We start from the raw sequence: 26,996 nt of genomic DNA, 5'->3' as shown, positions 1-26,996 counted from the left end.
CTAGGAACTGAGCAGATCGAAAACGTATTTGACGGCGAGCTCCGTCGTAGGCATGACAACGCTATCCGATGCTCTGAATGTCGGCGTGTGCAGTGGCGATTCACTGCCCGGTGCGCAACTACCAAACAAGAAATAGATTGACGGCACACATGCCGAGTAGAAGCCAAAATCATCACTGCCCGTTCCCAGCCTCATTTCAAGGAAAGCGTCGTCTCCTGCAAGATCCTGTACGATGTGCCGGAAGCGCCTTACCAGTTCAGCATCGTTGATTACAGGAGGTTCCCCTCTGCGGATGATGCACTCGGCACGGCCGCGGTGCATCGCAGCAACGCCCTCCGCCACTTCACACACGCGTCGGGAAAGGAGCTCTCGACGTTCCGAACTACGTGTCCTGATCGTCCCTTCCATCACCACCGACGGGCATATGATGTTGGTTGCTGTCCCCCCCCGTATAGTGCCGATCGTGATAATGGCGGCGTCATCGGCCGGCATTTCCCGCGAAATCAGCTTTTGCGTCTCATTGATAAAGGCGCCGGCAATAGCAATCGCATCGACTCCTTCTTGCGGCGACGCGCCATGCGCCATCTTGCCGTTGATCGTCAGCTTGAACTGGTCGGCGGATTGGCTCACCGCGCCCTCCCGGGCGCTAAACTTGCCCGCGGGAATGCTCGGGCTCACGTGGAAGCCGACAGCTCTGTCGAATCCGTCCAGCAATTTTTGCTCCATCACTGTACGCCCGCCGAGCGGCTCGGCCTCCTCCGCTGGTTGGAAAAATACGCGCACCTTGCCGGCGAAACTGCTGCGCATGCGGTGAAAGGCCAGTGCTGTGCCCAGCGCAATCGAGCCATGGATGTCATGGCCACAAGCATGCATGACACCGTCGATCTGCGAGCAATAGGGCAGATCTCGGCGCGCCTCTTGGATTGGCAGAGCGTCGATATCGCCTCGCACCGCAATTGATCGTTTCGGACCAGAAGAGCTACCTTCGATGTCGACATACAGGCCGGTTTTGTGGAAAGCTTTAACATCGTTGAGCCCAAAGCGCTGCAACAGATCCCGAATCCGCTGCTGCGTCTTCCATTCGGCGTTCGAAAGCTCAGGCTCTCGCTGCATAGCGTGGCGCAGTTCCATGATGGCCTCGCATTCGGCCTCTGACAAAAAGCTATTGCTGCGCTCGCTCATATTTTCTTACCCCTTCAATATTCTGATCTATACTTTGAGCGCAATAGCAAGATGGAGCTGCGATCATATTCGGTGTGCCACGCATTATTCGGGCAACTTTAGTCGGTTCGCGCCTAAGTTCTTCCTGCGAATAAACCACAGGCATGTTCCAGCGGCGGCATTGCTGATCCACTCAATCCTTACCCACGCCGCCGCGAGAGCCCGACGAACATGCAATCAGGCGGTAGCGCCCGAGCACACTCTTCGCCTTTCACACTCTTCTTTCTGGTCAGCGCCAGATCTTGTAAATGTCGGGCCGCTTCATCATAACTCAGGCTGCAAATTGATGATCCCAGTATTATTCTTGATGTCGATATGAGTCCCGAATGGCCTGGACAGTGTCCTTAGGCGCTCCAAGATGACTCTTGCTTGAGGCGGAGAAGCCAAGCAAGGAATGCCGCGGTTGGCGAATCTCTTCGAGTGACCGAGTTCAATCGGGTAAAGCCGTAGTTCTGCAAGCTGGTTCTTCTGGAATCGGCAGATCGTGATGATGCTATCGTAAAAGACCGGGTCTGAAAAACCAGGATCAGTCCGGTATCCATTTGACATTTCGCTAACTGTTACCTCGGCATCGGTATGGGAGCGGGGATCTTTGCCGTAAGCGTCAAACATATCAGCACCAATGGGTGTTCGCAGATCGTCCATGATGAAGTTTCCTAGACTGTAAAGTATAGGGCGCCCCTTGTAGATTTCGATTCCTCGCAACCGGTGCGGTCCGTGGCCAACATATGCATCTGCTCCAGCGTCTATCAAACGATGAGCAAACGATCTTTCGTAGTCGGCAGGCTCCTGGCTCCAATTGCCGGGTTCGTGACCATGGTTGCTGACGATGCAGAAATCGGCGAATTGCTTGCCTTGCCGAACGTTTCGGAGAATGGCCCCGACATCTCGAGGATCAGGCTCGTAACTGTAGCCGGCTTTGACGCCCGCTCTGTACGTCGCGCCAGCCAGCAACACGGCGCCTAGATCGTCGCTTTCAGGGTTGTAGTCGGGCAATGCACCGCGCACCCGCCTCACATCCTCCAGCATCTCCGCTGGAATGACGACGGTTCTCGACAAACGCAAGCCATTCACTCCGGGTCTGCCAGGCGCCCCGGCAGCCGCGTCGCATGCTCGTGACATCGGCGTGAACGTTGCAGCCAAGGAAACTAATGCCACGCGACCGCGCGATGTCTCGAGAAAGCGAGGGGCTCCGGCTTGAGCCAGGTTTTCGCCAACACCCGCATGGACGATCCCGTTTTGATCCAGCACACGGCTGGTCTCCCGCATACCTTCGATACCCCAGTCAAACGTGTGGTTGTTCGCATAGCTGACCAGGTTGAAACCCATAGCCTTCAAGTCAGGTCCGAGTTCCGGCAGGCTAACGTGATAAGCACCACCGTATTCAGCCTGCGGACTACCCTTGAACGTGCGCGCATCGAAGATGTTGGTTTCCATGTTGCCAAACGTGACATCGGCATCGCGCAGTATCTCGACAATCGCGCCGAGGCCTTGACCTTTGGTGAGAGGCCTCGTGACAATAAGGTCACCGACGGCTACCATCGTGAACCCATCTTCCACGTTCGTTGCTATCGACGCTACCTGATCATACCGGTCAGCTTGCTGCTGCGAGTTGTCACCTGACTGTCTCTCCATAGTCTCCTCTAAGCTCCATCGTTTAAAATCATATCTGATCAGAACGTCTTCCCTACAAGTCGACACCACATGCACTGCTATGCAGTGGCGCTCTCCTGCGACCACTGTAGTGAGCCGCGATCGTCAAGGTGGAGTCGAGTCGCGCGAGCTGTCCAGTCATCTTGAATCGCGACGAAGCGTATTTAGTTCATGCGCACGATCCGGTCCAGGTACCGCGAGCAGAGACACACCGCTCACCGATCAGGCTATGCACGCAGCATCTGCCCCAATGCTAACATCTGCGGCATCGTGATTGGATCGCTTAGCGCGGCGGACGCTATCGGATGCGACGCGAACCGAGCGATCACCATCTCTGCCTTCGGCGCGATATACAGGCGCTGTCCGTGTATCCCCCGAGCCTCAATGGCTTCCAGCTCGTTGTGTGTCACCCACCATTGACTTCTATAAGAGTAGTTTGATCCCATCATAGGAAACTTCAGGCGGTGCTCACCCTGTTGCAAATCGCCCACAACTGAAGAGGGGATAAGCTGCTTTCCTTTCCACGCACCTTCACGCCGCATCAACTCTCCAAAACGAGCCAGATCGCGAAGCGTTGCCGATAATCCTCCACCCGCCATAGGCATGCCGACGGAGTCTACCACGACGTATCCGTCCTGTTCGCAGCCCAGGGGCGCCCAAAGGCGTTCGCTGAGCAGCTGCGCGAAAGAGAGCCCTGTGGCTCGCGCCGCGGCCCAAGCCATAACTTCGGTATTTACGGTTTTGTATGCAAACTCCTTGCCATGAAAGCCGTCCTTCTCGACCGAGCGTAGGTAATCGCTGCAGGTCTTCTCCCCGCGGTAGCCGACAGTTTGTGGGCGCCAACCGACCGCGCGAGCATAATCCCATATGCTCGAATTTTGATCGGCATATACTTCGGTGTAGTCTAAGGCCGTCTGCATGTCCATTACCTGGCGCAGCGTGGCGTCCTGCCAAGCGGTGCCCCGCAGCTCGGGGACGTAGTGCGGGATCGTCTTCGAGTCGTCGAGCACGCCTTCATGCACGAGAGCGGCAGCAAGCGTGCCTGCGTATGACTTCGTTATCGAATTGCACGCATGAGGCAGGTAGCGCGTAAGCGCGCCGAAGTACCGCTCGTATACAACGCGTCCGCGATGCAGCACTACGATTCCGTCAGTGTAGGTATCGAACAGAGCCTGATCGAACCGGCGAGTGCATCCGGCCGCATCAGTGAACATCAGAGAATCGATTTCCACTGTTTGGTCACGCACATCCAGATGCGACGGAGCGCCAGGTCCCCGCCAAATATTGACGGAAGGAGTCAATTCGCGCATGTGTGACAGCGACCAACGTATCTTCGGAAATTCAAAAAAGGTGTCGCTCTCGAACGAGATACGCTTGTCAGCAGGTGGTGGAAAACCGCGCATCCAACAGAGCTCGCGCGGATCAGATGCGCGACCATCGAGGTAATGCTGACCGTCGAATTCGAGCATGCTCATCGTAGACGTCTCCGTCTCTTTTTCAATGCGTGCACGCAAGTCTGGCTCTGTCATGATCTTCCTTTTTACGTCGTCCTGGCCGGTTCATGCATTTCTGTTTGGAAGTTTAACTAGTTCGCGAGGTCAAGCCCTCGCACATGTGGAGTTGGTCAACGTCACGGCAGTGCGCCTTCTGAGGAGGACCCGCCCCGTTCTCTCGGCCATAGTCCTCTCCAGATTGCACCAGCAACGTAGCACGGCACTTGGCAGCGAAAGATCGGGCCCAACGGCCACAGCAGTCCGTCGCCTGCGAGCCAATCCCGAGCTAATGTTGCGGAAGCAGGATAGAGATGCGAGCGCAGCGGACAATATCACGGACACCTCAAAGGCCGTTCCACAGGGCTCAGCGAACACTCGGCTGCCCCCAAGGACTGGGCAGGGCTGGTTGGGGCGCGCACATGGCAGGCTACGATGCGTCCGTCCGCCATAGGCACCGGAGCCGGCACTTCGATACGGCAACGCTCGACCGCGAGCGGGCAGCGCGGGTGAAATGCGCACCCGCTCGGCGGACTAATGGGACTTGGCACCTCGCCATGCACAGTGACGTCCCGGCGGGCTCTGGCGGGGTCCGGCACCGGGGCAGCCGCGATCAAGATCTCCGTGTACGGGTGAACGGGCTTTGCAAAGAGAACATCGCAGGGGGCGCGCTCCACGATCCGCCCTAAATACATGACGGCGACGTGATGAGCGATATGCTCGACGACACTCAGGTCATGTGAGATGAAGAGGAAGGCAATACCCAACTGTTGCTGGAGATCAAGAAGCACGTTCAGGATCTGTGCCTTTACGGAGACGTCAAGGGCCGAGACCGCCTCGTCGGCTACGATGAGCGATGGCTTGAGCGCCAGCGCCCGCGCGATTCCGAGACGCTGCCGCTGACCGCCCGACAATTCGGACGGAAGCCTGTGCATCATCTCGGACGACATCCCAACCTTTTGGAGAAGATCCGCCGCAAGCGCTTCGCGCTGCTGCCGGTTAAGGCGCTCGAAATTCTCTGCAGGTTCGGTAATAATCTGTCCAGCCGTAAGGCGGGGGTTCAACGAAGAGTAAGGATCCTGAAAGATCATTTGCATCCGACGGCGCCAATGTCGAAGCTCATGCCTGTTAAGATCGGCAATATCAGTTCCTTCGATCAGCACACGTCCGGCGGTCGGCTCCACGAGCCGCATCAAGAGACGCGCGACAGTAGACTTGCCGCAGCCGGATTCGCCGACAATGCAGAGCGTCTCGCCGGCCTCGACCGAGAAGGATACATCCTCGACCGCCCGGATCATCGGAACGGCCCTCTTCAAGAATCCCATGCCCAGCGGATAATGCTTGGTCAGGTTCTCGACTTTCAGCAGAGGACCGCTCATGCGACCACCACCTCTTCGGCGCGCCAGCAAGCCGCCGTGTGCCCCGGCGCGACATCACGCATACCTGGCACTTTCTCGCGGCAAATACCTATCGCGAACGGGCACCGCGGAGCGAAGCTGCACCCGACGATAGGCTCGCGCAGGCTTGGAACAATTCCAGGTATTTCAGGAAGGCGCTGCCGCCGTCCGTGCCGCGCATCAGGCACCGAGCGCATGAGTGCCTGAGTGTAGGGGTGCGCGGGGCGCGCGAACAGATCCGTGACGGACGCTTGCTCGACGATACAGCCAGCATACATAACAATCACCCGTTGGCACGTCTCGGCGACAACGCCCAAATCGTGCGTGATGAACACCACGGCAGTTCCGATCCGCTCTTTGAGGTCAACGATCAGCCGCAGGATTTGCGCCTGTATCGTGACGTCAAGTGCGGTCGTTGGCTCATCCGCGATCAATAATTCCGGTGAGCATGCGAGGGCCATGGCAATCATGGCGCGCTGGCGCATGCCGCCGGACATCTCGTGGGGGTAGTTGTTGATGCGACGCTCTGGATCCGCGATGCGGACGAGACGGAGCATCTCTTGTGCCTTTGCCATGGCATCTGCCCGGGACGCCCCCGTGTGGATCTGCACCGCCTCGGCGATTTGGCGACCCACAGTGTAAACCGGATTCAGGCTCGTCATTGGATCCTGGAAGATCATGGCGATCCGGTCACCGCGGATCTGTCGCATCTCTCGTTCTGAAAGTGTCAGCAAATCACGTCCGCTAAAGCGGATCTCACCACTTACGATTTTGGTGCCTCGCTTGGGAAGTAGGCGAAGAATTGAAAGGGCCGTAACGCTCTTACCGCATCCGGACTCGCCGACAATGCCGAGCGTTTCGCCTCGCTCGACGTGGAAGCTGATGCCGTCCAACGCACGGGTGACGCTTTGCTCGCCAAAGAAATGTGTCTTCAGCCCTTGAACATCGAGAAGCAACTTATCCCCGGTAGCTTTCTGAGTTTGCATGTCAGGGTCTGCCTTTTGAGCGCGGGTCGAACAAGTCACGCAAGCCGTCTCCGAGCAAGTTGACGGCAAGGACCGTGATGACAAGGCAGATGCCAGGTGCGAAAATCGTCAATGGGGCTACGGCGAGATACAGGCTAGAACTTGAGATCATGTTGCCCCAAGTGGGGATCTCGGTCGGCACACCTGCGCCGAGAAAGCTCAGCCCGGCTTCGGTCATTATCGCAGCCGCGCAGACATTGGCGCTCTGCACCATGAGCGGCGGGACAGTGCTAGGAAGGATATGCCGCCACAGCACCTTCGGCAGGCGCGCGCCACCGCAGAGGGCGGCCTCCACATAGGGACGAGTGCGAACGCTCAGAACCACGGAACGAACCAACCGGGTAACACTTGGAATCGCGGGGACTGCAATGGCGAAGATGAGGATACCGATCCCGGCGCCGGTCAGCGAAATGAGAGCGATGGCCAGCAGGATCGTCGGGATCGCCATTAGGCCGTCCATAACCCGCATGACGATATTGTCGAAGGTGCGATTGTAGCCCGCGATGACACCGATCAAAAGCCCTCCCAGAGCAGCGCTTGCGGCCGACGTCAACCCGACTAGGAGCGAGATGCGAGCTCCGAAGATCGTTCGCGCGAACACATCACGGCCGAGATTGTCACTCCCCATCCACATCTGAGCCGAAGGCGGTTGCAGCCGATGGAACGGATCCATGTTCAGGGGATCGCCGGCGTAAAGTGGCGCGGCTAGCGCCAGGATAATCAGCAGCGCCAACAAGCCTCCACCAACAAACACCAGGGGATGCCGCCCTGCCACCAACGAAATGCCGGATAGCCGTGGCCGGCCCAATGACAGCGATTCATCTGATGCGGCGAGAAGTGCCATATCAGTACCGGATGCGCGGATCGATCAGGGTATAGGCTAGATCGACCACTAGGTTAATTAGGACGTACAGGCCCGAAGCGAGAATCAGAACGGCCTGTATGATCGGATAGTCACGATTGCTGATCGCATCGACTGTCAAACGACCAACACCAGGGATACTGAACACCGTTTCCGTGATGACGACGCCAGCAATCAAGTATGCGAAACTAATGCCAATCACTGTGATGATCGGGACACCCGCATTCTTAAGCGCATGACGGAAAAGCATGGAATATGAAGACGCACCTTTCGCAGCTGCCGTCCGCATATAATCTTCAGACAACACTTCGAGCATGCTCGCGCGCGTGATCCTTGCGATATAGGCAATATAGGGAAAACTCAACGTCACCGTGGGGAGGATCAGGTGCACAAACCACGGCCGAAGGCCCTGGTTGATAGGCTGGTATCCTTGGACTGGCAGCAAGCGCTCCCTGATGGCGAACCAATAAACGAGAAAATAGCCAACGACAAAGACCGGGACCGAAAACCCAAGCGCCGCAAAGCCCGCGAGGATACGGTCGATAAAGCCACCGACGCGCCATGCGGCAAGCATGCCGAAAGTGACTCCAGTCAGGACCGAAAGGATCATCGTCAAGATAGACAGAGAAATGGTCGGCTCCAGGCGCTGCGAGATGAGTAGAAGAACCGGTCGCCCGGTGAAAATTGAGCTCCCGAAGTCACCACCGAGAATCCCTAGCGCCCAACGCTGGAACTGGACTGGGAGGGGGTCACTAAGTCCCAGCTGTTCACGAATGCCCGCGATGATCTGTGGCGTCGCCGCGTCACCGGCAATGATTGCCGCCGGGTCGCCGGACGACAGCCGGAGAAGCAAAAAGATGAAAATCCCGACCATTGTCATGACGGCAATAGTCGACAGTATTCTGCCAATTATGTAAGCTGCCATTGCGCTCTCATGCCGTCCGCATGTTCCACATTGCGACTTGCGCTGGCATTTGGATAAGTCCAGTCAGCGTCTTGCGGCGCGCAATTGGCGTAAATGTTTGACCTAGCAGAACCGTGCCGCCGAACTCCCACCAAAGTCCCTGCATCTTGCGCGCCAGCGCTTGGCGCTCGCCAACTGTTGGCGTATCAGCCCATTTTGCCCTGAGCGCCTCGTAGTCGTTATTCTTCGGCCAGCCAAACCACCCCTTCTCGCCATCCGCGACTAGCAAGGGCGTGCCGATCGGATCGCTAAGACTAATATCGGGCCAAGCCGAGATAAAGACGCTCCAACCTCCATCTTCGACGGGGCCCTTGTTCGCTCTGCGCGTAACAAGTCCGCCCCAATCACTCGCCGCAAGTTCGGCATTGATCCCTATCTTCCGCAGCGAGGCTGCCAGAAGCTGCGACGCATTGCTGTATCCCATCATGTTCGTTGGTTGAAGAATGACGACCTTCTCGCCGGCGTAATTGGCCTCTGCGAACAGTTGCTTAGCTTTTTCGGGATCTCCGCCCTTCTTGTACCATCCCGTATTTTCATCAGTGGAATAAAGTGTGTCATTTCCAAAGATCGAAGTAACCGATCGGCAGTATTTTGGGCTTGGTGAAAGAATGCGCAAGAACGCCTCTTGATCGACCAGGTGAAGCATCGCCTGGCGCGCTTTCACGTTATCGAACGGCTTCTGAAGACAGTTCAGGCGGAGAAGATTGACCCAACCCAATTTGTCTAAGACTTGGAGCGCAAGGTTAGGATCACCTTCGATCAGCGGGTATAGGTCCGCGGGGGGACCTTCGAGGAAATCGACCTCATCTGCCTGTAATGCCGCCAGAGCAGTCTGAGGATTGGAGATAATTTGCCAAATCAATCTATCAACATTAGCGACTTTCCCGCCAGCGAACCCGTCTGGCGGTTCGCTGCGCGGTACGTATTTTTCGTTGCGATCATAGGTGAAGCTTGCGCCCGGTTTGGCAAGAGCTTCGTTGAATCTAAATGGCCCCGATCCGACGTTCGCAGTTACCTGCTCTGTTGCGGCGCGACTCGCGTCCTTCTCCCGCATAATGTACAGAGGTGCCCCCAAACTCGCCAGGATGTCAATAAGAGGCCCCAGCGGCTCCTTCATCTCAAGCACGAAGGTCTTGTCGTCCCTCTTTGAGATATCCTTGGCGCGAGCCATTATGAGTTTTCCACCAGGGGCGATTTGCGCCCAACGACGAATGGAAGCTACACAGTCCGCCGCACTGACTGGAGTACCGTCGTGCCACCCAAGGCCATCCCGGAGCTGGAACGTGTACGTCTTCTGGTCGTCAGAAACGGTCCATTTCCCCACCATCTGCGGCTGCGGCATAAGCTTGGAGTCGGGCGCGAATAGTGTATCGTAGATCGCAAGCCCATGATCGCCGGTGATGGTGGCCGTTGAGGAAATCGGATCGAAGATGCGGAGGTCGCCGGACTTCACCATGCGGACCGTCCGCGCAACGCTAGGCGCCGTTTGTGCTCGCATAACCGATGGCATCGACATGGCTGCTCCGGCGGCCAAGCCCGTCTTCATAATGTCGCGCCGTGAAAATGTCATGTTCCACCCCTTTGAAGTTGCAGCACGTTCTTGCCGGAGAAAACTCCGGTCAGCCGAGCGCCTAGTTTCAAGGCGAACGATACAGAGGTCCATTGCAGCTTATCGTCAATTTCTAGGGCGAGTCTGAGGATCGTCGTCTTGTTGATGTCAATTTAGCTGAATTTCTGCGTTCGCAGCTTGCGGGATTGGTGTCATCGCTTGTCGTAGGCGTGTGGGGGGCAACCGGCTCAGGCAGGGGCTTATTATTGCACACGCGAGCGCGACCATCTCCTCAGCCTGCGTTTCATGCGTTATTACCCTGCACTCAATCGCGCCGCGATGTCGTCCGTCGCCGCTGTCGATTGCCTTGGGAGCGCTACGGCCCCTACCCCTGTTTGGCAGTCGTCGCAATCATGGGAGGCTTGTGCCGCCTTACTCTTGTCGCGCCGAGCTGGTTCGCCGAAGCGAGCCAGCTCTGCGGGTTGCCGACAATCGGCTTGAGCATCGCGGCTGAATCCAGGATTACGTAGCCGTGCTCGTCAAGCGACGCCCTCTGCTACACTCGAGCCCTCGCGTAGACGCCGGGAATCTCTGACACTTTTTTCTTAGTCTAGTTGGTTGGCGGCTTCCATCGAGCCGCGGCGTGACCCAGCCCCATCTTTGAGGGTCGCTGATCCCCTGGGGAGCAAGGCTGATCGGGATCTACGAAAGCGAAGTCGCATTCGGCTAGTCGCGCGTGCTTTTGGTCTAGACACGCCTTCACAATAGTCCCGTGAGATTGCAAAAAGGCACGTCCGGGAGAAGTTCAGCTGCCGTGATTGCGAAAAGATCAGCCAGGCCACGGCGCCGTTGCGCGTCATCGCCCGAGGTTGGGCCGGGCCCAGCTTACTGGCGATGGTGCTGTTCGAGAAGTTCGGCCAGCACCAGCCGCTGAACCGGCAGGCCGAACGCTATGGCAAGGAAGGCGAGTCGATCCACCGCCGGCGCCAGATGGCGGAGCGTGCTGGCGTTTTGGCGCCGATCGTCCGAAGACGCATGAAGGCCTCCTACATGCCAATCTCTGTGGGTCCGACCGCGGAGGGCGCCGAGCCGCCGCCATGTATAGCCTCATCGTCTCTGCCAAGATGAACGACGTCGATCCTCAGGCCTGGCTGGCCGATGTACTAGCTCGCATCGCCACCCACTCCGCTCACAGGCTCGATGAGCTGCTGCCCTGGAACTGGAAGACAGCGCAACAGCAAGGCCTTGCGGCACAGGCGGCTTGATGGGACACGTCAACAAGGGCAGCCACGTGTTCACTCTCAGCCATGTCGCTGAGATGCTCGGCGAAGACGCGGAATGGCTGTTCGAGGCCGCCGAAGAAATGGACACCGAGGATGACCAGCTATGGGTCGTCAGCGTCGGTGAAGACGGGGTGATGGCGTTCACCGATGACCGGATCGAGAACCTCAAAGAGCTGATCGCAATCCACAAGGACGCTCCTTGGATTATTGAAGAACGCCGCCAGGTACTCGCGGCGATCGTTAAGCCGAAGGCCGAAAAGCCCGAGGTTTAGCCGCTAACCGGACAAACCAGCCCGCCCGCGGCCTACGCCGACGACCGCGCCTGCGGCCCAAATCGTCTGTAGCTCCAGGGGTGGAGTGCGGTCAGGGAACGCAGGATGACGACCCCCCAAATCTGTTGGCCAGCAAGCAGAAGCGCAACGTGAGGAGTCCGGCGTAAATAGTGGATGCGAATGACATGCCGAGCCAGACACCAACAACGCCAGGGTATATGTTCAAACTTAGAGCGTAGCTGAGGGAGATGCCGACCAGCCAATAAGCTATGCACGCGAAGAGAAGGGGTACTTTCACGTCCTTCAGTCCTCGAAGGGCGCCGGTAGCAACAGTAGCAACTGCATCAGTTATGTAAAAGGTCGAAGCGATGAAGAGGAGATCCGCAGCTAGCCACGCCGTCGCTTCGGCATCGCCGATCACCGCGCCCAGAAAGAGCCCGGCAATGTCAAAGCGTGCCGCGATGACCACGCTGGTTACTATCGCGGCGATCACGACACCGAGCTGGATCGCGATCAGACCCGCCCTTTTGACAGCCGAACTGTCGTTGCGCCCGACTGCATTGCTAACCCGCACAGCCGCCGCCGTGCTGATGCCGTAAGAGATCATGAAGAGAACCGCGCCGACCTGACCCGCAATCTGATGAGCGGCGAGTGCGCTCGTACTGATCCGGCCCACTAGAAACGCGGCAATCAACGAGAAGCCGTATCCGACCAATGTGGCAATCGAGATCGGTGTCCCGATCACGATTAGTTGGCGCAAAAAGCGCCAATCGACGCGCCAAATACATGTTACCATGGGACTGCCGCGGAAAGGAACATGCGATTTAGCGAAGCACGCGGCAGCCAAGAACGTCCCGCAGTTCACTATACTAGTTGCAACACCTGCCCCGAACAGCTCTAGCCGCGGTAGTCCGAACTTCCCATAGATGAGTAGATATACCAGCAAGGCATTGATTGGCGTTGCTCCAACCATGATCCACAAGACCGCACCCGGGCAGTTGATCGCGACCATGACACTACGAATGACCTGAAAGCCCAGCGCCGGCGCCACCCCCCAGGCCAATCCGGTCAGATATTCCTGAGCAAGCCGCGTCACATCCGGCCCTTGCCCAAGAGCGGACAGTATTTGTCCTCCATGTAGGACAAGCGCCATAATCGGAAGTGATAGCAGCACTGCCTCCCAAAGCCCGATGCGCAGTAAGAGCCGAAGTTCAACTATGTTGCGTGATCCGAATGCCTGCCCCGCGATCGGCGCAATGGCCCCGAGCAGGCCGAGGCCGAACGTGAAAAAAACTAGATAGAGTCTGCTGGCCAGCCCTGCGGCCGCCAACGAATTCTCCCCTATTCGAGAAATGAAAAGCAGATCGGTCGTCATCATCGTCAGTTGCGCGACTTGCGTTAGCACTACCGGAAAGGCGAGCTTGGCAGTTTCCCCGAATTCTGACACCCGGTGATTACGAGCTAACGGTTTGCCCATCTTCGAAGACCCCTCAAGATGGCTTGGGTGTAGAGACTCTGTCGGCGGAGATGATATCGTACAGCTCCCGCCACACCCGCATCGCACCCGCTTTGATCGAGCCATCGTCCTTTTTGCGTGCACCTTCCAGATCTCAGTCCTGTGGAGTCCCCGATTGGCGAGCAATAACACCAATCGGATCTTATCACCCTCGCATCGAATATTATTTTCAAACTGACGCCATCTGTGCTGATTAGGCGATCTGTTCTGCAGCTGAGCAGTATGCCTCGCGAGTCATTTTGTAGTACTGCCAGAACTTGCCATATCGCCAACAGTCGTGGACATAGCATAGCCCTAGCTTCTTGGCCGCACGTTCTGACCGCGTATTCCCGTGCTTAACGAGGCCAACGACATTGTCCGCGATCGAGTTTCTCAAGGCATGTGTGACCGTAAAACGCATTGCCTCAAGAGCCAAGCCTCGTCCTCTCCCGCGTTCGGAAAACGAAGTCGCGATTTCTAGATCATTGGTCCCCTGATAATCGCGCAGACCACAGCGGCCAATAAAAATGGGGTTAGCGATGGTCTTTTCATAGACCATCCAGTCGCCGAAACCGTTCTTCCGCCATTGGACTAAAAACCAGTCGAGCCACTGGCGCACATCTTGAGTGGTTTGCGGAACGTTGTCGAAAACAAACTCCTGGACCAGTCGGTCGTTGTGCAGCTGAAACAGCTCAGCCTCGTGTTCGGGGCCGGGTGAAGTAAGAATCAAACGTTCGGTCTCGCGTCTGACCATAGTTTCTATTCTCCCGTTAGCGGCGGCTGTGTGAGTCGGACGTAAAGCTGATGCAATCCTCATCAAGTAGACGCTTGTCATCTCTTTGGCCCCCTGAGTCGTATTCGGCTCCGCAGAGGCACGAGTCGTACATGACTGCTAGAATGTCTCCGTTTCGAGTACGTGCCGAGAGCACTTCATCGGCCTTGGCTCAGCTCCAAATGGGGAGAAAGTAGTTCCGGTGATCCAACCCGCGTTGCTCTCGGGCACGATACGAGCACGCTGTTGTCGTATTTTGGCCGATTGCGGGATGCTGTCAAAGCATGACGCGAGCTAACGTCGCGCTCTGTCCCGGCAACAACAGAATAGGGGGCGACCTGACCAATTTAGGAGCCCTCCAGTGTCGCTTTCTTCGTGAGTACATGGCGTTGCTATTGGCGAATTGGAGTGAATGACCACGAGTTAGGTATCATTCCGGTAGACGCGGATTGCAATTGGTCCGATATCGGCCACATACTAGCACTCATCCAGTGGCGTGGACCTACCAAGGTTGGGAGTGCCCCTAACTGTGGAGCCTCAAGAGGTTGTCCTCAGTCAGACCGAGGCGGCTGATCGGGGTTTGTGACTTTATACCACCATGAGGCCGGTGCCAGTTGTATCGATGCAGCCAGATCGGCAGCTCTTGGGCGCGGCGATTGGAGGTTGGATAGGCTTTGGCATAAGCCCATTCCCGTAGTGCGGTTTGGATGAAGCGCTCTGCCTTGCCATTCGTTCTCGGCGTGTAGGGTTTGGTGCGGATGTGCTTGATGCCCAGGTCGCGGCACGCCTCGCCGAAGGCGTGAGATCGGTAGCAACCGCCATTGTCGGTCATGACGCGCGTGACGGTGACCCCAAGGCCTCCATAATAAGCCACAGCCGCCTTGAGAAAAGACACCGCGCTGTCCACCGTCTCGTCCGGTTTGATCTCCGAGAAAGCGACGCGAGAATGGTCGTCAATGCAGACGTGGACGAACTCCCAGCCGACGCCTCGGCTCCTGTTTGGACCACTTGAATCGCCGGTGATGCGATGACCAACCCGCTCGAAACGCCCGAGCTTTTTGATGTCGATGTGAATGATCTCGCCTGGAGACTCACGCTCATAACGGCGCTCCGGCTCGGCCGGTTCAAGATCGCGGATCCGGTTCAAGCCCAAACGACGAAGCACTCGGCTGACCGTGGCTGGCGACACCTTGACCTCGATTGCGATTTGCTGGCCGGTGTGGCGCTGCCGGCGCAAGGCCTCGATGGCGGTGCACGTGGCCGGCAGGGTTTGGCTCGGCGATGAATGAGGTCGAGACGAGCGGTCGAGCAAGCCAGCCACACCGTTCTCGCGGAAGCGCTTGACCCATTTGGCGACCGTCTTCGGCGTCGTGTTGAAAAGGTCAGCCGCGCCGGCCTGGCTCAACCCACCCTCGACCACGCTTCGCACCATCGCCTCTCGACCTTTGGGCGTCAAAGGCGCATTCTTGTGGACGTTCATCTGGTCTCTCCTTGGAACACTGAAGCTTCGCAACCCGGAGTGCCCCCACGAGCGACGGAGCGACGCGCGCGGGAGGGGCCTGTGGGCCGGCGGGACGATCGCGCGTGAGGTAGTCACGTCTTTTTCCTTTCGCTGGCCTGCCGGCGCAGGCTGTCGCCTTTGCGCTCGAGGCGGTGCGCATTGTGAATGATGCGATCCAATATCGCGTCACCGAGAGTGGGATCGGCAATGACGTCATGCCATTGCGACACGGGGACCTGACTTGTGATCAATAAGGATCCCTTGTCGTAGCGATCGTCGACGATCTCAAGCAGATCACGACGCTGGTCGGCGGTGAGCGGTTCAGGTCCCCAGTCGTCGAGGATGAGGAGATTGACACGCTCAAGCGCGGCGATCAGGCGCGCCAGACGGCCTTCGCCGCGCGCCTGAGCGAGATCGGCGAACAGGCGGGATGCCCGCTTGTAGAGGACGGAGAAGCCGTCGCGGCAGGCTTTGTTGCCGAGCGCACAGGCAAGCCAGGACTTGCCGGTGCCGGTTGGGCCGACAATGACCAGGTGGTTGGCCTCACGGATCCATTGGCTGGTGGCGAGGTTCTGGAAGAGCGAACGGTCGAGGCCGCGAGCGGTGCGATAGTCGACGTTCTCGATGGCGGCAGCTTGACGGAGTTTGGCACTGCTCAAGCGGCGCGTGAGGCGGCGGTTGTCGCGGGCGGTGACCTCGCGATCCACGAGGAGGCCGAGCCACTCGGCGTGCGGCATCTCGGCCGCCTCGGGATTGTTCTGCAGTTCGACGAGGGTATCGGCCATGGCGGCGAGACCGAGGGCGCGCAAGCGATCGACAGTGGGGTGAATGAGCACGATGATCTCCTGATCAGTTGTAGTAGCTGCGGCCACGGATGTTGGCGTGGAAGAGGATGGGCGCCCCTCGGTGGGAGGAGCGGTTCTGTCGGTGCCGTTCTTGAGGATGGCGGCGACCGATTTGTAGGAACGGGCGTTGAGCAGAAGGGCACGGGCGCAGGCGGCGTCGACGCGTTCCTGGCCGTAGCGCTTGACCACCGATGGTGTTGAGAAGCCCTATCGTCAGTTCAAGGCCACTTTTTTTGGCTTCTCCTTCCAGGCCGCCACCATCCGCTCGTACGCCTGCTCGACGCGTGCGACATAGCCAGCTTCCCGCTCACGCAGTTCCTTGATCCAGTAGTCCCGACCCGGGCCAGCCTTGCCATAGGCACGAGGCGCTCCAGCCTTGAGTGCCACCTTCCGGAGTTTCATCGCTGTGAACGCCGGTCGTGCGTAAGCATAATCTTTCCCGGTCCTCAGGACGTGCCAGATCATCACTGCGAGCTTACGTGCCGTGGCGACGGCCGCGACTCCAGCCCCATGCTTCTTTTGCATGCGATTGAAGAAGGCCCGCAGCGGCCCGGGCGCCGTCTTGGCCGACCAGGCCGCTTCAACCAGCATCTTGCGGGCGTCACGATTGCCCTGTTTCGAGATACGACCATGCCTTGGCGGATGCTCTCCCGATTGCCGAACTCGAGGGGTCAAACCGAAGTAGCTGCTGAGCTTATCCGGTGATTGGAAGCGTGCGATGTCGCCGATGGAGGCCAGTACACTCGATGCGGCGACCGAACTCACGCCGGGGATCGTCATCAGCTTGAGAGCCCGTGGATCGTCCAAAGCCTGTTGGGCCACGACTTTGTCGATTTCCGATAGTTGCTTCGTCACGCGTTCGAGTTCCGTGATAAGACGCTGGAGCATCGCACGCTTCTCCGATGGAAGAGGCAGACTGTCCAGCCAATGCTGTCCGTGCTTGCCGAAGAGATAGCCTTTGTAGGGCGGGATGAGGTTGGCATGCAGGATAGCCTTCATTCGTCCTTTAATCCGGATGATCTGCGCCAAGACGCCAGCGCGCTCGGCCATCTGCGCCGGCGGCTGTAGGTGTCCTCGTCAGCCACCCAGACCTCCGGCAAGAAGCCAGCAGCATGCAACTTTGCCAGGGTCCCAGCATCGACCTTGTCCGTTTTGACTCGCGCATAGGCGATCGCCCGAACGAGCCTCGGATTGGCGACCGCGACGCGCTTAACGTGCGGGCGCAGAATACGTTCGACCGCCGCGCTGTTGCCCGTTACCTCGATGACCACCTCATCCTCGAGGCTGAGTGTCTTGGCAAAGGCGACAAGCCGATCGTGGACGAGATCAACGCGGAGCTGTCGGATTATTGTTCCGTCCTCCAGGATCGCCACTTCGGCGAAGGATCGGTGGATGTCCATGCCGACGATTTGCATGCTTGCTTCTCCTTTGTCTCAGGAGCCAGTGGCTTGCACGACATCTACGGATCCGCGCTCGCAGCGCAGCCGGGCAAGTCGTAGGGGCGGCCAAGTAACAAAGCGAGCTCACAGCTCATGGTCATGGCGGCCTGCCACCGTTTCGTGCTCCAGCGCCCCTATCCCGGCTTGGACAGACTAATCCGGACGACCGGTCCTCTCCACCGGGTTTGAGCGCTGAAAACATCATGCCCTTTAAGAATGCCGATGGCCGAACGGAAGCCCTGTTCCGGATGCGGCCGCGACCGCAGGATGACGTCGATCAGCGTGTCGGCGTCGGGGCCGACCTTGGCGGCTTCGGAACGAATGCGCTCATGGGTCCAGTCGCGATAGCGGCGATGCGAGCTCGGCATATGCTCGGGAACCGTGGTCGGGCGATGCGGCAAGGTGCTGCGCAGATGCGAGGCCACCCGCTTGCCGCGGAGGAAGATCTCGACGGTCTTTTGGGTGACGCGAGCCTCAACCTCCTGATGCACGAGGTTGTGAGGGACGCTGTAGTAATGCTTGGCGATCTCGACGTGATAATCGAGCTTGACCCGGCAGCGCTTCCACTCGGCATACTCGTACGGTTCATCTGGCAAGGGCGTGAGCGCCGGACGATCGAGCTCCTCGAACAGTTCGCGCCGACTTCGCCCCCAGCTCCGCAACGGTCGATTGTTGAGATCGACGAGCAGCGCGTGGATCGCCTCGTTGAGGGCGGCGAGCGAGAAGAAAACGGCGGTTGCGCAGGCGCGCCAGAATCCATCGCCCGACGATTTGGACCCCGACCGCATTGCCTCGCCCTAATTGTTACCGGATGCTGAGCCGTTGCCTCACGTAAATTGCTCATTTGGATCGGGAGCGAGCGGGGGCGAAGATGGGGTGGCTAAGCATGGCAACGCGGAAGGAACTGACGGCGGCAGCAGGACGCGCTATCGGCGTTCGGATCACGCGAAGAAGACGCGGATATTGGACGAGTTCGTCGACATCACCGGGTTCCATCGCAAACATGCGATGCGACTACTTCGATGTCAGGAAGACGCGCGCCCAAGCCGAAGGGCGCGACGTCGAATGTATAATGAGGTCGAACACAACGCGCTCGTGCTCTTTTGGGAAGCTTCAGACCGGATCTGCGGGAAGCGGCTGAAGGCGTTGTCGAATAAGCAAATCTCGCGTGCGATGTAGCATTAAGATTCCCTGCTGTTCGACGGTCTTTACAGGGACAAACCGCATGCCTAGCCGTTGGACGGCTTCCCAGCAAGCCTCTGCATCAGCAGCATCGTGCTTATTTGTCTTCACGTAAGCTCGTACGTAGCGGGCTGGCATGAGACGTGCTTTGTGTCCCAGCCTTATTAGTTCACGAGACCAATGATGGGCGCCGCCGCAAGCCTCAAGACCAACGAGAAGGAATCGAGAACCCTTCCCTGAGCGAGCTTGTTACGGATAATCTCTCCATCCGCTGTAGTCTAGTGGATTTGAACCAGCTCTTCGAGATATCAAGCCCGATCGACGACCGAACTCACGCCAGGTATTGTCATCAGCTTGAGAGCCCGCGGATCGTCCAGAACCTGTCGCGCCACGGCTTTGTCGATCTTCGATAGTTGCTTGGTCACGCGTTCGAGTTCCGTGATCAGACGCTGGAGCATCTCACATTCCTCAGGAGGAAGAGGCAGACTGTGAGCCAACGCTGCCCCGACTTGCCGAAGAGATGGCCCTTGTAGGGCGGTATGAATAACCACGACTGTCTGCCCAATGCGATGCCGCGCAGCGCTCTTTCGGCTGCATTGTTCGAGAGGCAGACGCGGCCATCGTCGAGGAAGCGGGTGAAGGAGGTCCAGCGCTTGAACATGTAGTTCATGGCCTTGGCCAGATCGTGACCGCGGGCGAGCTTGGCGCATTGCTCGCGCATATAGGCTTCCAGATCGGCGACCAGCGGCGCGCTCTGCGCCTGGCGAACAGCTCTTCGGTGATCGGCGCTTTGGCCGTTGATGGAGCGCTCTATCTCGAACAGAGCGTCGATGCGGCGCACGATCTCCATGGCGACGGGCGAGATGACGATCTCCTGCTTTCCGGCCGCTTTGCGCCGCGCGTTCTCCTCAAGATCCGCCATGGCGAAGAACGGCCGCCGGGCATGGACCCAACAGGCCGCTTCCCTGATAGGCCCAGGACTTCGCTGGGGCTCGTAGAGTTTGGTGTATCCACCGAAGGCGTCGGCCTGCAGGATGCCGCTATAGTTGGTCAGATGCGCCTGCGGATGCTCGCCCCTTCGATCGCGCGAGTAATAAAACATTGCTGCCGGCGGATCTGAGCCGCCGAAGGGGCGGTCGTCCTTCACATAGACCCAGCATCGAGCGACATCGCACTTGCCCAAGGCCAACACGGGCACGGTGGTGTCGTCGCCGTGGAGGCGTTCAGCTGCCATGACGTGGGCTTCCAACAGGCGCGATAGCGGCTCCAATACCGTGCAGCAAGCCCCAACAGCGTCGGCTGCGGTCGACAGACTGACGGGCACGCCTCCAGCGCGTAACGCTCAGTCTGCCGGTTCAGAGGCTGATGCTGGCCGAACTTCTCATAGAGGAGCATGGCGCAGGCGATTGCCGCCGCAGCATTCACACGTCGTTGGCGAATCGATCACCACACGCTCGCGGGGAAGATGATCAGGGAAGGTATTGCGTTCGGGACGCGTGCGCGTAAATCCGCGCACAGTCGTTGTCCTGGCGACAGCTCTCTCGGCCGCAAGCTCGTCTTCGGTGGCGCTGGATTCCAGCTCTTCAAACGTAAGCGCTAACTGGTCGATCAGACGAGACGAGCGTTCTGATCTTTGCCCGTGGACCTGGCGCTCAAGCTTAGCGATCCGCAGCTTCTGGCGGGCAATCAGCGCACTGTCTTCCGACGCCTTGGCACGGGCGACCGCAAGCTCCGCTGCAATATCCAGAGCCTTCGCGCGTTCGCTCGCCAACGCCTCTTTCAGAGCGGCTATGTCTTCGGGAAGAGCTCGCGAGGCGTGTTCATGCAACCAGAGAATCACAAATTCAGTGCTTTGTGGTCCCCCAAAATGCGCATGATCTCATATTTTATTTCGCTCAGCCGGCGCTCTGCGGTCGCCATGTTAGTTGCGGATTCCTCCAGTCGATCCCTTCCAGCATATAAGCCATCTGAGCCGCTGAGATCGATACCGCATCTCCCGACGTCGCAGGCCAGATAAACTTGCCGCGGTCCAAGCGTTTGGCATACAGCGACATGCCTAACCCGTCATGCCAAAGAATCTTGAGCAGATCACCGCGGCGACCGCGGAAGATGTAGAGACCCCCCGGACCCGACAGCCGCTAAGCTCGATCTCGATTATGCCTACCTTCGCGCGCAATGGCCTTGTCTGCGCGACCACGGCCGATGCCGGAGTTGGTGTCGAAGTGATCTCCACAGGAACAAGCAATGGCGCTGCATCCCCGCCCAGCCGACCCTCCCGCGCCAACCGTCGCCACGTGAACAACTGGCTCGTGGACAACCCGTTGCGCCGCGCCGTCGCCGACACCAACCGGGAACCATCATAACTCTCAGCAACGATCCGATGCTTCTCGTCCACTGTTCAACGACGGCGGGCGCCAGTCGAAACTACTTCCAATCGGGAGACCTTCGAAATAGGCGTATGGTCTTGCAAACGCTCACCAACGAGAGATGTCGGCTTGGCCAGTACGCATCGCTAGCGCCCTTTTTCGTCGCGCAGTGCGAGTAAAACGCTGCAAGTTTCCTTCGATTTTGTGCTCTAAGCGGCTACGCGCGATTTAAATATTCAGAGCGCTTCAGAGTATGGCCTCACCTATATGCGTTCACGTCGCTGCTGGCCATTGGACAGATCTGAGAAGATCGGCTTTCAGTTGGGCAAGGCCGCCGCGGCTCGCTCGGCGGCACCTGTCACGAGGAAATCAACTTTTTGAATCAATACAAGCGGCGAAAGGATAAGGCCTCTGGGTCAGTTGAGTGGCATCTGGCCTTTGCTGGTGGCATCTTGCAGGGAGTGACTACGGAATGAGCCGTGTCGAGAAAGCGCGCACTTGCAGGGCAAGAGCAAAGTTTACTCGTCAGGTCGGGATCGTGCGAGGCGGAACCCTTGGCGCGAACCTGACTATTTTGAGGTCTCTCTTGCATCTAAGCAGCGCAAGTCGAATGACGGCGGACTTCCCGTTTGCCATCAGCCCCTCTTTGTCCTCATTCGTCGCACCATCCGGGGTAGGGCAGCAAGCTAGATGACTCCTCTCAAGCCTCGACCAATTAGCACTGAAGGTATCACAGCGCCCTTCCGCCACCTCACCTTTCGGCGTATCTGGCTTGCGAGCCTCCTTACGAACCTGGGCGCGCTGATCCGGAGCGTCGGCGCAGCGTGGGCGATGACGCAGATGACAACGTCGGCGGACAAAGTTGCGCTTGTGCAGACAGCATTTTTGCTACCGGTCATGCTGATTTCGATGCCCGCAGGCGCAATTGCGGATATGTATGACCGGCGGATCGTGATGCTTTTCGCGCTCAGCATGTCGCTAGCTGGTGCGACCGCGCTGACGGCACTTACCTGGCTAGGGATGGTCACGCCAGACTCGTTGCTAATCCTGTGTTTTGTAATCGGCAGCGGCGTGGCTCTGATGGATCCTGCCTGGCAATCCTCAGTTAGCGAGCAAGTGCCGGCGGAAGCACTCCCAGCTGCGGTCGCGCTGAACAGCATTAGCTATAACATCGCGCGCAGCGTGGGACCGGCGATCGGCGGGATAGTGGTAGCGGCAGCCGGCGCAGTCGCTTCGTTTGCCCTAAATGCATTGCTATATCTACCCTTACTTCTTGCGCTGTTCTTGTGGAAGCGAATTTCCGAACCGTCATATCTTCCGCCAGAAAAACTAAACCGCGCCATCGTTTCGGGGCTCCGCTACATCGCTAACTCGCCCCCGATCAAAATCGTGCTGATTCGTTCCATGATCACCGGCGTGATCGGAGGCGCCATCATCGCGCTAATGCCGCTGGTCGCCCGTGATCTCCTTGGAGGTGGTGCACGGATCTATGGGATAGCTCTCAGCGCGTTCGGACTTGGCGCGGTAATTGGAGCGCTATATGTACCTGAAGTACGAAAGCGCTTGAGCGGTGAAGCCGCAATTCGCGCCTGCGCACTGTCCATGAGTGGGGCGCTTCTCGCCGTGGCGTTGAGCCACGAGCTGGTTCTCACATCGGCCGCTCTTGTCCTTGCCGGTGCCGTGTGGATGATCTCCTGGGCCCTCTTCAACATTGGCGTGCAGCTGTCGGCCCCGCGCTGGGTCGCAGGACGCTCGCTTGCAGCCTACCAAGCAGCAAGCTCAGGAGGCATTGCTGTCGGTAGCTGGGGCTGGGGTCATTTGACCGATGCCGCAGGTGTCGACACAGCGCTTTTGATATCAGCAGTGCTGATGTTAATTTCTCCACTATTGGGGCTTTGGCTCCGTATGCCTCGCATAAACCCGCGAAGCGAGGATGCTGAAGCGCTTGCGCATCCTGAGGTTCGGCTAACGCTCACCCATCGCAGCGGACCGGTTGTGATTGAAATCGAATACCGCGTGGCACAAGAGAATGCGCGGGCCTTTCATAACGTCATGCAAGATGTGCAGCTGTTCCGAAAGCGGAATGGCGCGTATGGCTGGTCGATCGCTCGCGATATCGCTGATCCTGAACTGTGGACAGAACGCTACCATTGCCCCACGTGGCTTGATTATCTGCGTCAACGCAATCGCTCGACGCATTCAGAACGCGCGCTAGATCGACAAGCTGCGTCCTTTCACGTGGGACCGGAGCCCGTGCGTATCCGGCGCATGCTAGAGCGTCCGTTTGGCTCCGTCCGGTGGAAGGACGATGTACCCGATCATACCGCCAACGAGGCCTTGCTCGGTGACTATAACCGGAATCGAACGTAGTAACTGTCAGGAATAGCCCAGCTTGATGTCGCGGATAGAGCGTCGCGCAGGCTCTCCGACAGCGGAAGCCGGAGCGATCCACTCTTGCATAAGTGGCCGCAGAATGCATGGATGTTATTCTCGCAAATGAGGTTTGTGATAAAGCGTCAGCAGAGACGCAAGAGAGTCGAACCATGTTGCTTCTCAACCGGCACACCGATTACCGCGCGCCACTGGAAGCTTCCGATGCCGAGATGCTCAGTGTCGAAGGAGCGCGCGGAGTAGAGCGCTTCCTTGCGCATCGAGACGATTACAAGGCAACGCCGCTCGTCTCGCTGCCGGGCCTTGCTCGTGAGATCGGGGTTGCCTCGATCCACCTGAAGGACGAAGGCCATCGGCTCGGGCTTGGTAGCTTCAAAGGTTTGGGGGGTTCCTATGCCGTGATCCGCCTTGTGCTGGAGGAAGCAGGTCGGAGGCTCGGCCGAGTCCTTGACGCGTCCGAGCTCCGATTGCCCGAAGTAATTGCAGTAGCGCGGGGGATGACGGTATCGTGCGCCACCGATGGCAATCACGGCAGATCAGTCGCGCATGGTGCCCAGCTGGTTGGTGCGAAGTGCGTCATATTCGTTCACTCGGGCGTCAGCGACGAGCGGATCGCGGCTATCGCTCGCTTTGGCGCGCGAACGATCGGCGTCAGCGGCAACTATGATGACTCCGTCGCCGAAGCCTCCCGAGTTGCCGCAGATAAGGGGTGGATCACAGTATCTGACACGTCCTGGCCGGGTTACGAGCGGATCCCCGGCATAGTGATGCAGGGATACACCGCTCTCGTGAGCGAAGCGCTGCGTCAGTTATCCGAGCCTCCGACCCACGTGTTCGTTCAAGCCGGCGTGGGTGGGGTCGCTGCTGCAATTGCAGGACATTTCCGGGTTCTGGCTGCTGACAACAGGCCATTCTTTACCGTTGTCGAACCTTCGCGAGCGGCGTGCCTGTTTGAAAGCGCTCGAGCTGGCCATCCCGTCAAGGTGGAGCATGGGGCGCCAACAGTGATGGCGATGCTTGAATGCTACGATCCGTCCCTCGTCGCATGGCGCATCCTTTCGCGCGCAGCCGATGCCTTTATGACGGTCGACGACGAGGACGCCATCAGCGTCATGAAGCTCTTGGCAAACCCTGTGGATGGCGATCCCGCTGTCGTTGCTGGGGAAAGCGGCGGCGCAGGTCTGGCAGGACTGCTGAAAGTTGCCTCCAACCAGACATCGCGGTCCATGACCGGACTTGGACAGAATGCTCGGGTCTTCCTGATCAACACCGAGGGCGCGACTGATCCTCGTCTGTATGAAGAACTTGTTGGTGTAACGCCGGCGCAAGTGACTGGGAAAAATATTGTACCAACTTGGGACGAGAAAACGTCGGTGTCGTGAGCCTCCGGGGCGCTTTCAGGCCCGGACCGGTTTCTCGCGATAAAGGCGGCCTGCTCTTACGTCTCGAATTGCAGCCCGCAGCCTGCTCCTTTTGACCTGTTCAAGGTCTTCCGAAGATGTCGGCCGGGAGAAGACTATCCTACCCGTCCACGATGCAGCGCATTCATTCCCGCAAGAGGGGCGTGTTTTCGGGCCACCAAGCCCGGCCTTTTGGGAACGGGCGCTCGGCGCTCTGATTGTGCAGGTAGGCGACGCCGTACCTGGACAGTGATAGGCGCAGTGCCCAAGTCGAACCCCTATACCGAGCAATGTTTCGACGATCCGGCTCACTCGACGTGAACTCTATGCTCAATCGTCCCGCGGAATTAGCCACCCTCGGTCCCGCCTACGAGGGCGACAACTTCGGCAACCAGCTCGGAACGGATGACGGCTGGCTGCCCGCGAGGAATGCATCAATTGCCCGGAGATGCCCAATCAAGTCAAGGAGCCCTCTCGATTCCTGGCTGAATGGCCGGTCCACCTCGCCTGAGCTCGGCGAACTGGCGCAAGATGACGAACAGAGCGATCATTCCGGCGCCCAGCTCAGCGATGGCTTGGCTGGCCAAAACCCCACTGAAGCCTGATATGACAGGAAATAGAAGTACCGCTGGTATGAAGAGATACCCCTGCCTGGCGAAAGAGACCACCGCGCTAAGGCGTGCTCTCCCCAGCGACTGAAGCATCGTCATCACGAAACTCTCAATACCGTAAAATCCAAAAAACAGGTGAAAGACGATGCAGCTCAAGACGGCAATTTCTGTGACATCATCGCTATTGCTGAACAACCTGACCAACGGCCGGGCGAAAACGATAACGGCTGCGGAATACGCAAAGGAAAGCGCAACGGTGATAGACAGCATAAACTTCGCAACCTTCATTACACGAGCAAAGTCGCGCGCGCCCCAACCGAACCCCAGGACAGCTTGAGAGCCGATACAGAATCCGGTGATAGGCAGCGCGCCGATTGTCAAGATTCTTACAGCTATTCCCACCGCCGCGACGAAATCGTCACCGAACCGCGCAGCAGCTCCGTACAAGAACATACCAGCAAGAGCGGCTAAGATACTTGTCGTCGTCGCCGGCGCCCCAATGAGCGCGAGCTGCCTGATGCGATCTACTCGTAACGAGACCTGAGATATCCTGACGAGCACCGTGCCGAGCCTCTTGGTAAAATACACGATGTAGAAGCTTATAGCGGCGATCTGTGATATCAGCGTCGCTAACGCTGCGCCTCGCACACCCAAGCCTAGCAAGAAAATGAAAATAGGATCAAGCAAGGCGTTCAATATGAAAGCCGTCAGCATCGTCCACATACTGAATCGCGTGTTGCCTTCAGCTCTTGCGATGAAGCCGCTGACGATGTTTAGGAGCATCAAAGTAGAGCCCGGCAAGAGGATCGCGGCGTAGTCGAGCGCGATGGGCAGGATGGTTGGACTTGCCCCAAGCGCGACGAAGATGCCTCGTAGGGTTACAAGCAGGACGATGGTCATGATCACACCGATGGGAGCGGCGAGGGCGAGCGCCGTACTCGCACCTCGGCCAGCCTCCAACGCATTACCAGCACCAAGATGACGAGATATGAAGGAGGCGGTACCCACACCGATCCCCTCTCCCACGGCCGCGAGCACGACAATGAGCGGCATCGTCATGCTGACAGCTGCAATCGCCTGCGCGCCGAGTGAGCCAACAAAGATCGCGTTAAGGAGCTGCTGCAATGCGTTGATCGACAAGCCGATAACAGATGGAATAGCGAGCCGCAGGAGAAGGCTCGTGAGATTATGATCCGATAGATCGATGTGCCGGCTTTTCTTCCGCATCGCATCGCGATTGCTTTTGACGACGAGCTCCGGACTACGCTTATCCATGAT

Annotated in this window: 20 protein-coding genes and 6 pseudogenes; 6 read left to right on the top strand and 20 right to left on the bottom strand. The window is 58.3% G+C overall.

Features of this window, described 5'->3' with window-relative positions; all coding sequences use genetic code 11:
- From ACVW16_RS24435 to ACVW16_RS24400, 8 genes are all read right to left on the bottom strand, one after another.
- Positions 1–1,182, bottom strand: a complete 1,182-nt coding sequence (locus ACVW16_RS24435; protein WP_456701619.1) for a M20 metallopeptidase family protein — start codon at positions 1,180–1,182, stop codon at positions 1–3.
- Positions 1,183–1,485: 303 nt separating this feature from the next.
- Positions 1,486–2,856, bottom strand: coding sequence for a CapA family protein (locus ACVW16_RS24430; protein WP_456701618.1), 1,371 nt, complete (start codon positions 2,854–2,856; stop codon positions 1,486–1,488).
- 245 nt (positions 2,857–3,101) lie between these two features.
- Entirely contained in the window at positions 3,102–4,349 is a 1,248-nt protein-coding gene (locus ACVW16_RS24425) for a serine hydrolase domain-containing protein (RefSeq protein ID WP_456701617.1), read from the bottom strand.
- Positions 4,350–4,699: 350 nt separating this feature from the next.
- Positions 4,700–5,743: an ABC transporter ATP-binding protein gene (locus tag ACVW16_RS24420; RefSeq protein ID WP_456701616.1), complete on the bottom strand. Its 1,044-nt coding sequence runs from the start codon at positions 5,741–5,743 to the stop codon at positions 4,700–4,702.
- Positions 5,740–6,747: an ABC transporter ATP-binding protein gene (locus ACVW16_RS24415; RefSeq protein ID WP_456701615.1), complete on the bottom strand. Its 1,008-nt coding sequence runs from the start codon at positions 6,745–6,747 to the stop codon at positions 5,740–5,742. Before ACVW16_RS24415 ends, ACVW16_RS24420 begins: the two co-directional genes overlap by 4 nt.
- Position 6,748: 1 nt before the next feature.
- Positions 6,749–7,630: an ABC transporter permease gene (locus ACVW16_RS24410; protein ID WP_456701614.1), complete on the bottom strand. Its 882-nt coding sequence runs from the start codon at positions 7,628–7,630 to the stop codon at positions 6,749–6,751.
- Between the two features lies 1 nt (position 7,631).
- Positions 7,632–8,573 (bottom strand): ABC transporter permease, encoded by a 942-nt coding sequence (locus tag ACVW16_RS24405; RefSeq protein ID WP_456701613.1) that lies wholly within the window; start codon positions 8,571–8,573, stop codon positions 7,632–7,634.
- 7 nt (positions 8,574–8,580) lie between these two features.
- A complete protein-coding gene (locus ACVW16_RS24400; RefSeq protein WP_456701612.1) occupies positions 8,581–10,182 on the bottom strand; it encodes an ABC transporter substrate-binding protein in 1,602 nt (533 codons plus the stop codon).
- A 771-nt stretch (positions 10,183–10,953) separates the two neighbouring features.
- Between ACVW16_RS24400 and ACVW16_RS24395 the strand changes: the two are divergent.
- The 3 genes and pseudogenes from ACVW16_RS24395 to ACVW16_RS24385 form a co-directional block, all read left to right on the top strand.
- Positions 10,954–11,136, top strand: a pseudogene (locus tag ACVW16_RS24395) (IS66 family transposase); the annotation flags it as partial.
- Positions 11,137–11,225: 89 nt separating this feature from the next.
- Positions 11,226–11,426, top strand: a pseudogene (locus ACVW16_RS24390) (transposase domain-containing protein); the annotation flags it as partial.
- A complete protein-coding gene (locus tag ACVW16_RS24385; protein WP_456701611.1) occupies positions 11,426–11,716 on the top strand; it encodes a hypothetical protein in 291 nt (96 codons plus the stop codon). The pseudogene ACVW16_RS24390 and the gene ACVW16_RS24385, both read left to right, overlap by 1 nt.
- A gap of 91 nt (positions 11,717–11,807) precedes the next feature.
- On the opposite strand, the gene ACVW16_RS24380 is transcribed toward ACVW16_RS24385, so the two are convergent.
- The 6 genes and pseudogenes from ACVW16_RS24380 to ACVW16_RS24355 all read right to left on the bottom strand — a co-directional run bounded on the left by ACVW16_RS24380 (position 11,808) and on the right by ACVW16_RS24355 (position 18,556).
- Positions 11,808–13,193, bottom strand: a complete 1,386-nt coding sequence (locus ACVW16_RS24380; RefSeq protein ID WP_456701610.1) for an MATE family efflux transporter — start codon at positions 13,191–13,193, stop codon at positions 11,808–11,810.
- 232 nt (positions 13,194–13,425) lie between these two features.
- Entirely contained in the window at positions 13,426–13,965 is a 540-nt protein-coding gene (locus ACVW16_RS24375) for a GNAT family N-acetyltransferase (protein WP_456701609.1), read from the bottom strand.
- Between the two features lie 541 nt (positions 13,966–14,506).
- Positions 14,507–15,463 (bottom strand): IS481 family transposase, encoded by a 957-nt coding sequence (locus ACVW16_RS24370; protein WP_456701608.1) that lies wholly within the window; start codon positions 15,461–15,463, stop codon positions 14,507–14,509.
- A gap of 113 nt (positions 15,464–15,576) precedes the next feature.
- Entirely contained in the window at positions 15,577–16,320 is a 744-nt protein-coding gene (istB, locus tag ACVW16_RS24365) for an IS21-like element helper ATPase IstB (protein WP_456705169.1), read from the bottom strand.
- Between the two features lie 222 nt (positions 16,321–16,542).
- Positions 16,543–17,729 (bottom strand): annotated as a pseudogene (locus tag ACVW16_RS24360) (IS110 family RNA-guided transposase).
- A 173-nt stretch (positions 17,730–17,902) separates the two neighbouring features.
- Positions 17,903–18,556, bottom strand: coding sequence for a Mu transposase domain-containing protein (locus tag ACVW16_RS24355; protein WP_456802439.1), 654 nt, complete (start codon positions 18,554–18,556; stop codon positions 17,903–17,905).
- Between the two features lie 83 nt (positions 18,557–18,639).
- On the opposite strand from ACVW16_RS24355, the pseudogene ACVW16_RS24350 reads away from it, so the two are divergent.
- Positions 18,640–18,917: pseudogene (locus ACVW16_RS24350) on the top strand (ISNCY family transposase); the annotation flags it as partial.
- Here the strand turns inward: ACVW16_RS24350 and ACVW16_RS24345 are convergent.
- The 5 genes and pseudogenes from ACVW16_RS24345 to ACVW16_RS24325 form a co-directional block, all read right to left on the bottom strand.
- Positions 18,906–19,166: pseudogene (locus ACVW16_RS24345) on the bottom strand (IS110 family transposase); the annotation flags it as partial. The pseudogenes ACVW16_RS24350 and ACVW16_RS24345 sit on opposite strands and share 12 nt — an antisense overlap.
- Positions 19,167–19,258: 92 nt before the next feature.
- Positions 19,259–19,408 (bottom strand): hypothetical protein, encoded by a 150-nt coding sequence (locus ACVW16_RS24340; RefSeq protein WP_456701606.1) that lies wholly within the window; start codon positions 19,406–19,408, stop codon positions 19,259–19,261.
- 65 nt (positions 19,409–19,473) lie between these two features.
- Positions 19,474–20,778 (bottom strand): annotated as a pseudogene (tnpC, locus tag ACVW16_RS24335) (IS66 family transposase); the annotation flags it as partial.
- A 67-nt stretch (positions 20,779–20,845) separates the two neighbouring features.
- Entirely contained in the window at positions 20,846–21,061 is a 216-nt protein-coding gene (gene tnpB, locus ACVW16_RS24330; RefSeq protein ID WP_456705168.1) for an IS66 family insertion sequence element accessory protein TnpB, read from the bottom strand.
- Complete coding sequence (locus ACVW16_RS24325) at positions 21,007–21,294, bottom strand: transposase (RefSeq protein ID WP_456705167.1); 288 nt, start codon at positions 21,292–21,294, stop codon at positions 21,007–21,009. Before ACVW16_RS24325 ends, tnpB begins: the two co-directional genes overlap by 55 nt.
- A 712-nt stretch (positions 21,295–22,006) precedes the next feature.
- Here ACVW16_RS24325 and ACVW16_RS24320 point away from each other — a divergent pair.
- A complete protein-coding gene (locus ACVW16_RS24320) occupies positions 22,007–23,686 on the top strand; it encodes an MFS transporter (RefSeq protein WP_456701605.1) in 1,680 nt (559 codons plus the stop codon).
- A 173-nt stretch (positions 23,687–23,859) separates the two neighbouring features.
- Entirely contained in the window at positions 23,860–25,089 is a 1,230-nt protein-coding gene (locus tag ACVW16_RS24315) for a diaminopropionate ammonia-lyase (protein ID WP_456701604.1), read from the top strand.
- Between the two features lie 479 nt (positions 25,090–25,568).
- Here ACVW16_RS24315 and ACVW16_RS24310 read toward each other — a convergent pair whose 3' ends face one another.
- Positions 25,569–26,993 carry an MATE family efflux transporter gene (locus ACVW16_RS24310; RefSeq protein WP_456701603.1) on the bottom strand — a complete coding sequence of 475 codons (1,425 nt, stop codon included), beginning with the start codon at positions 26,991–26,993 and terminating at the stop codon, positions 25,569–25,571.
- Positions 26,994–26,996 lie beyond the last annotated feature (3 nt).

The organism is Bradyrhizobium sp. USDA 4474 (genome assembly GCF_054057515.1).
Note: the sequence above shows the minus strand (reverse complement) of the source record. Positions and strands in the feature narration are given on the sequence as shown.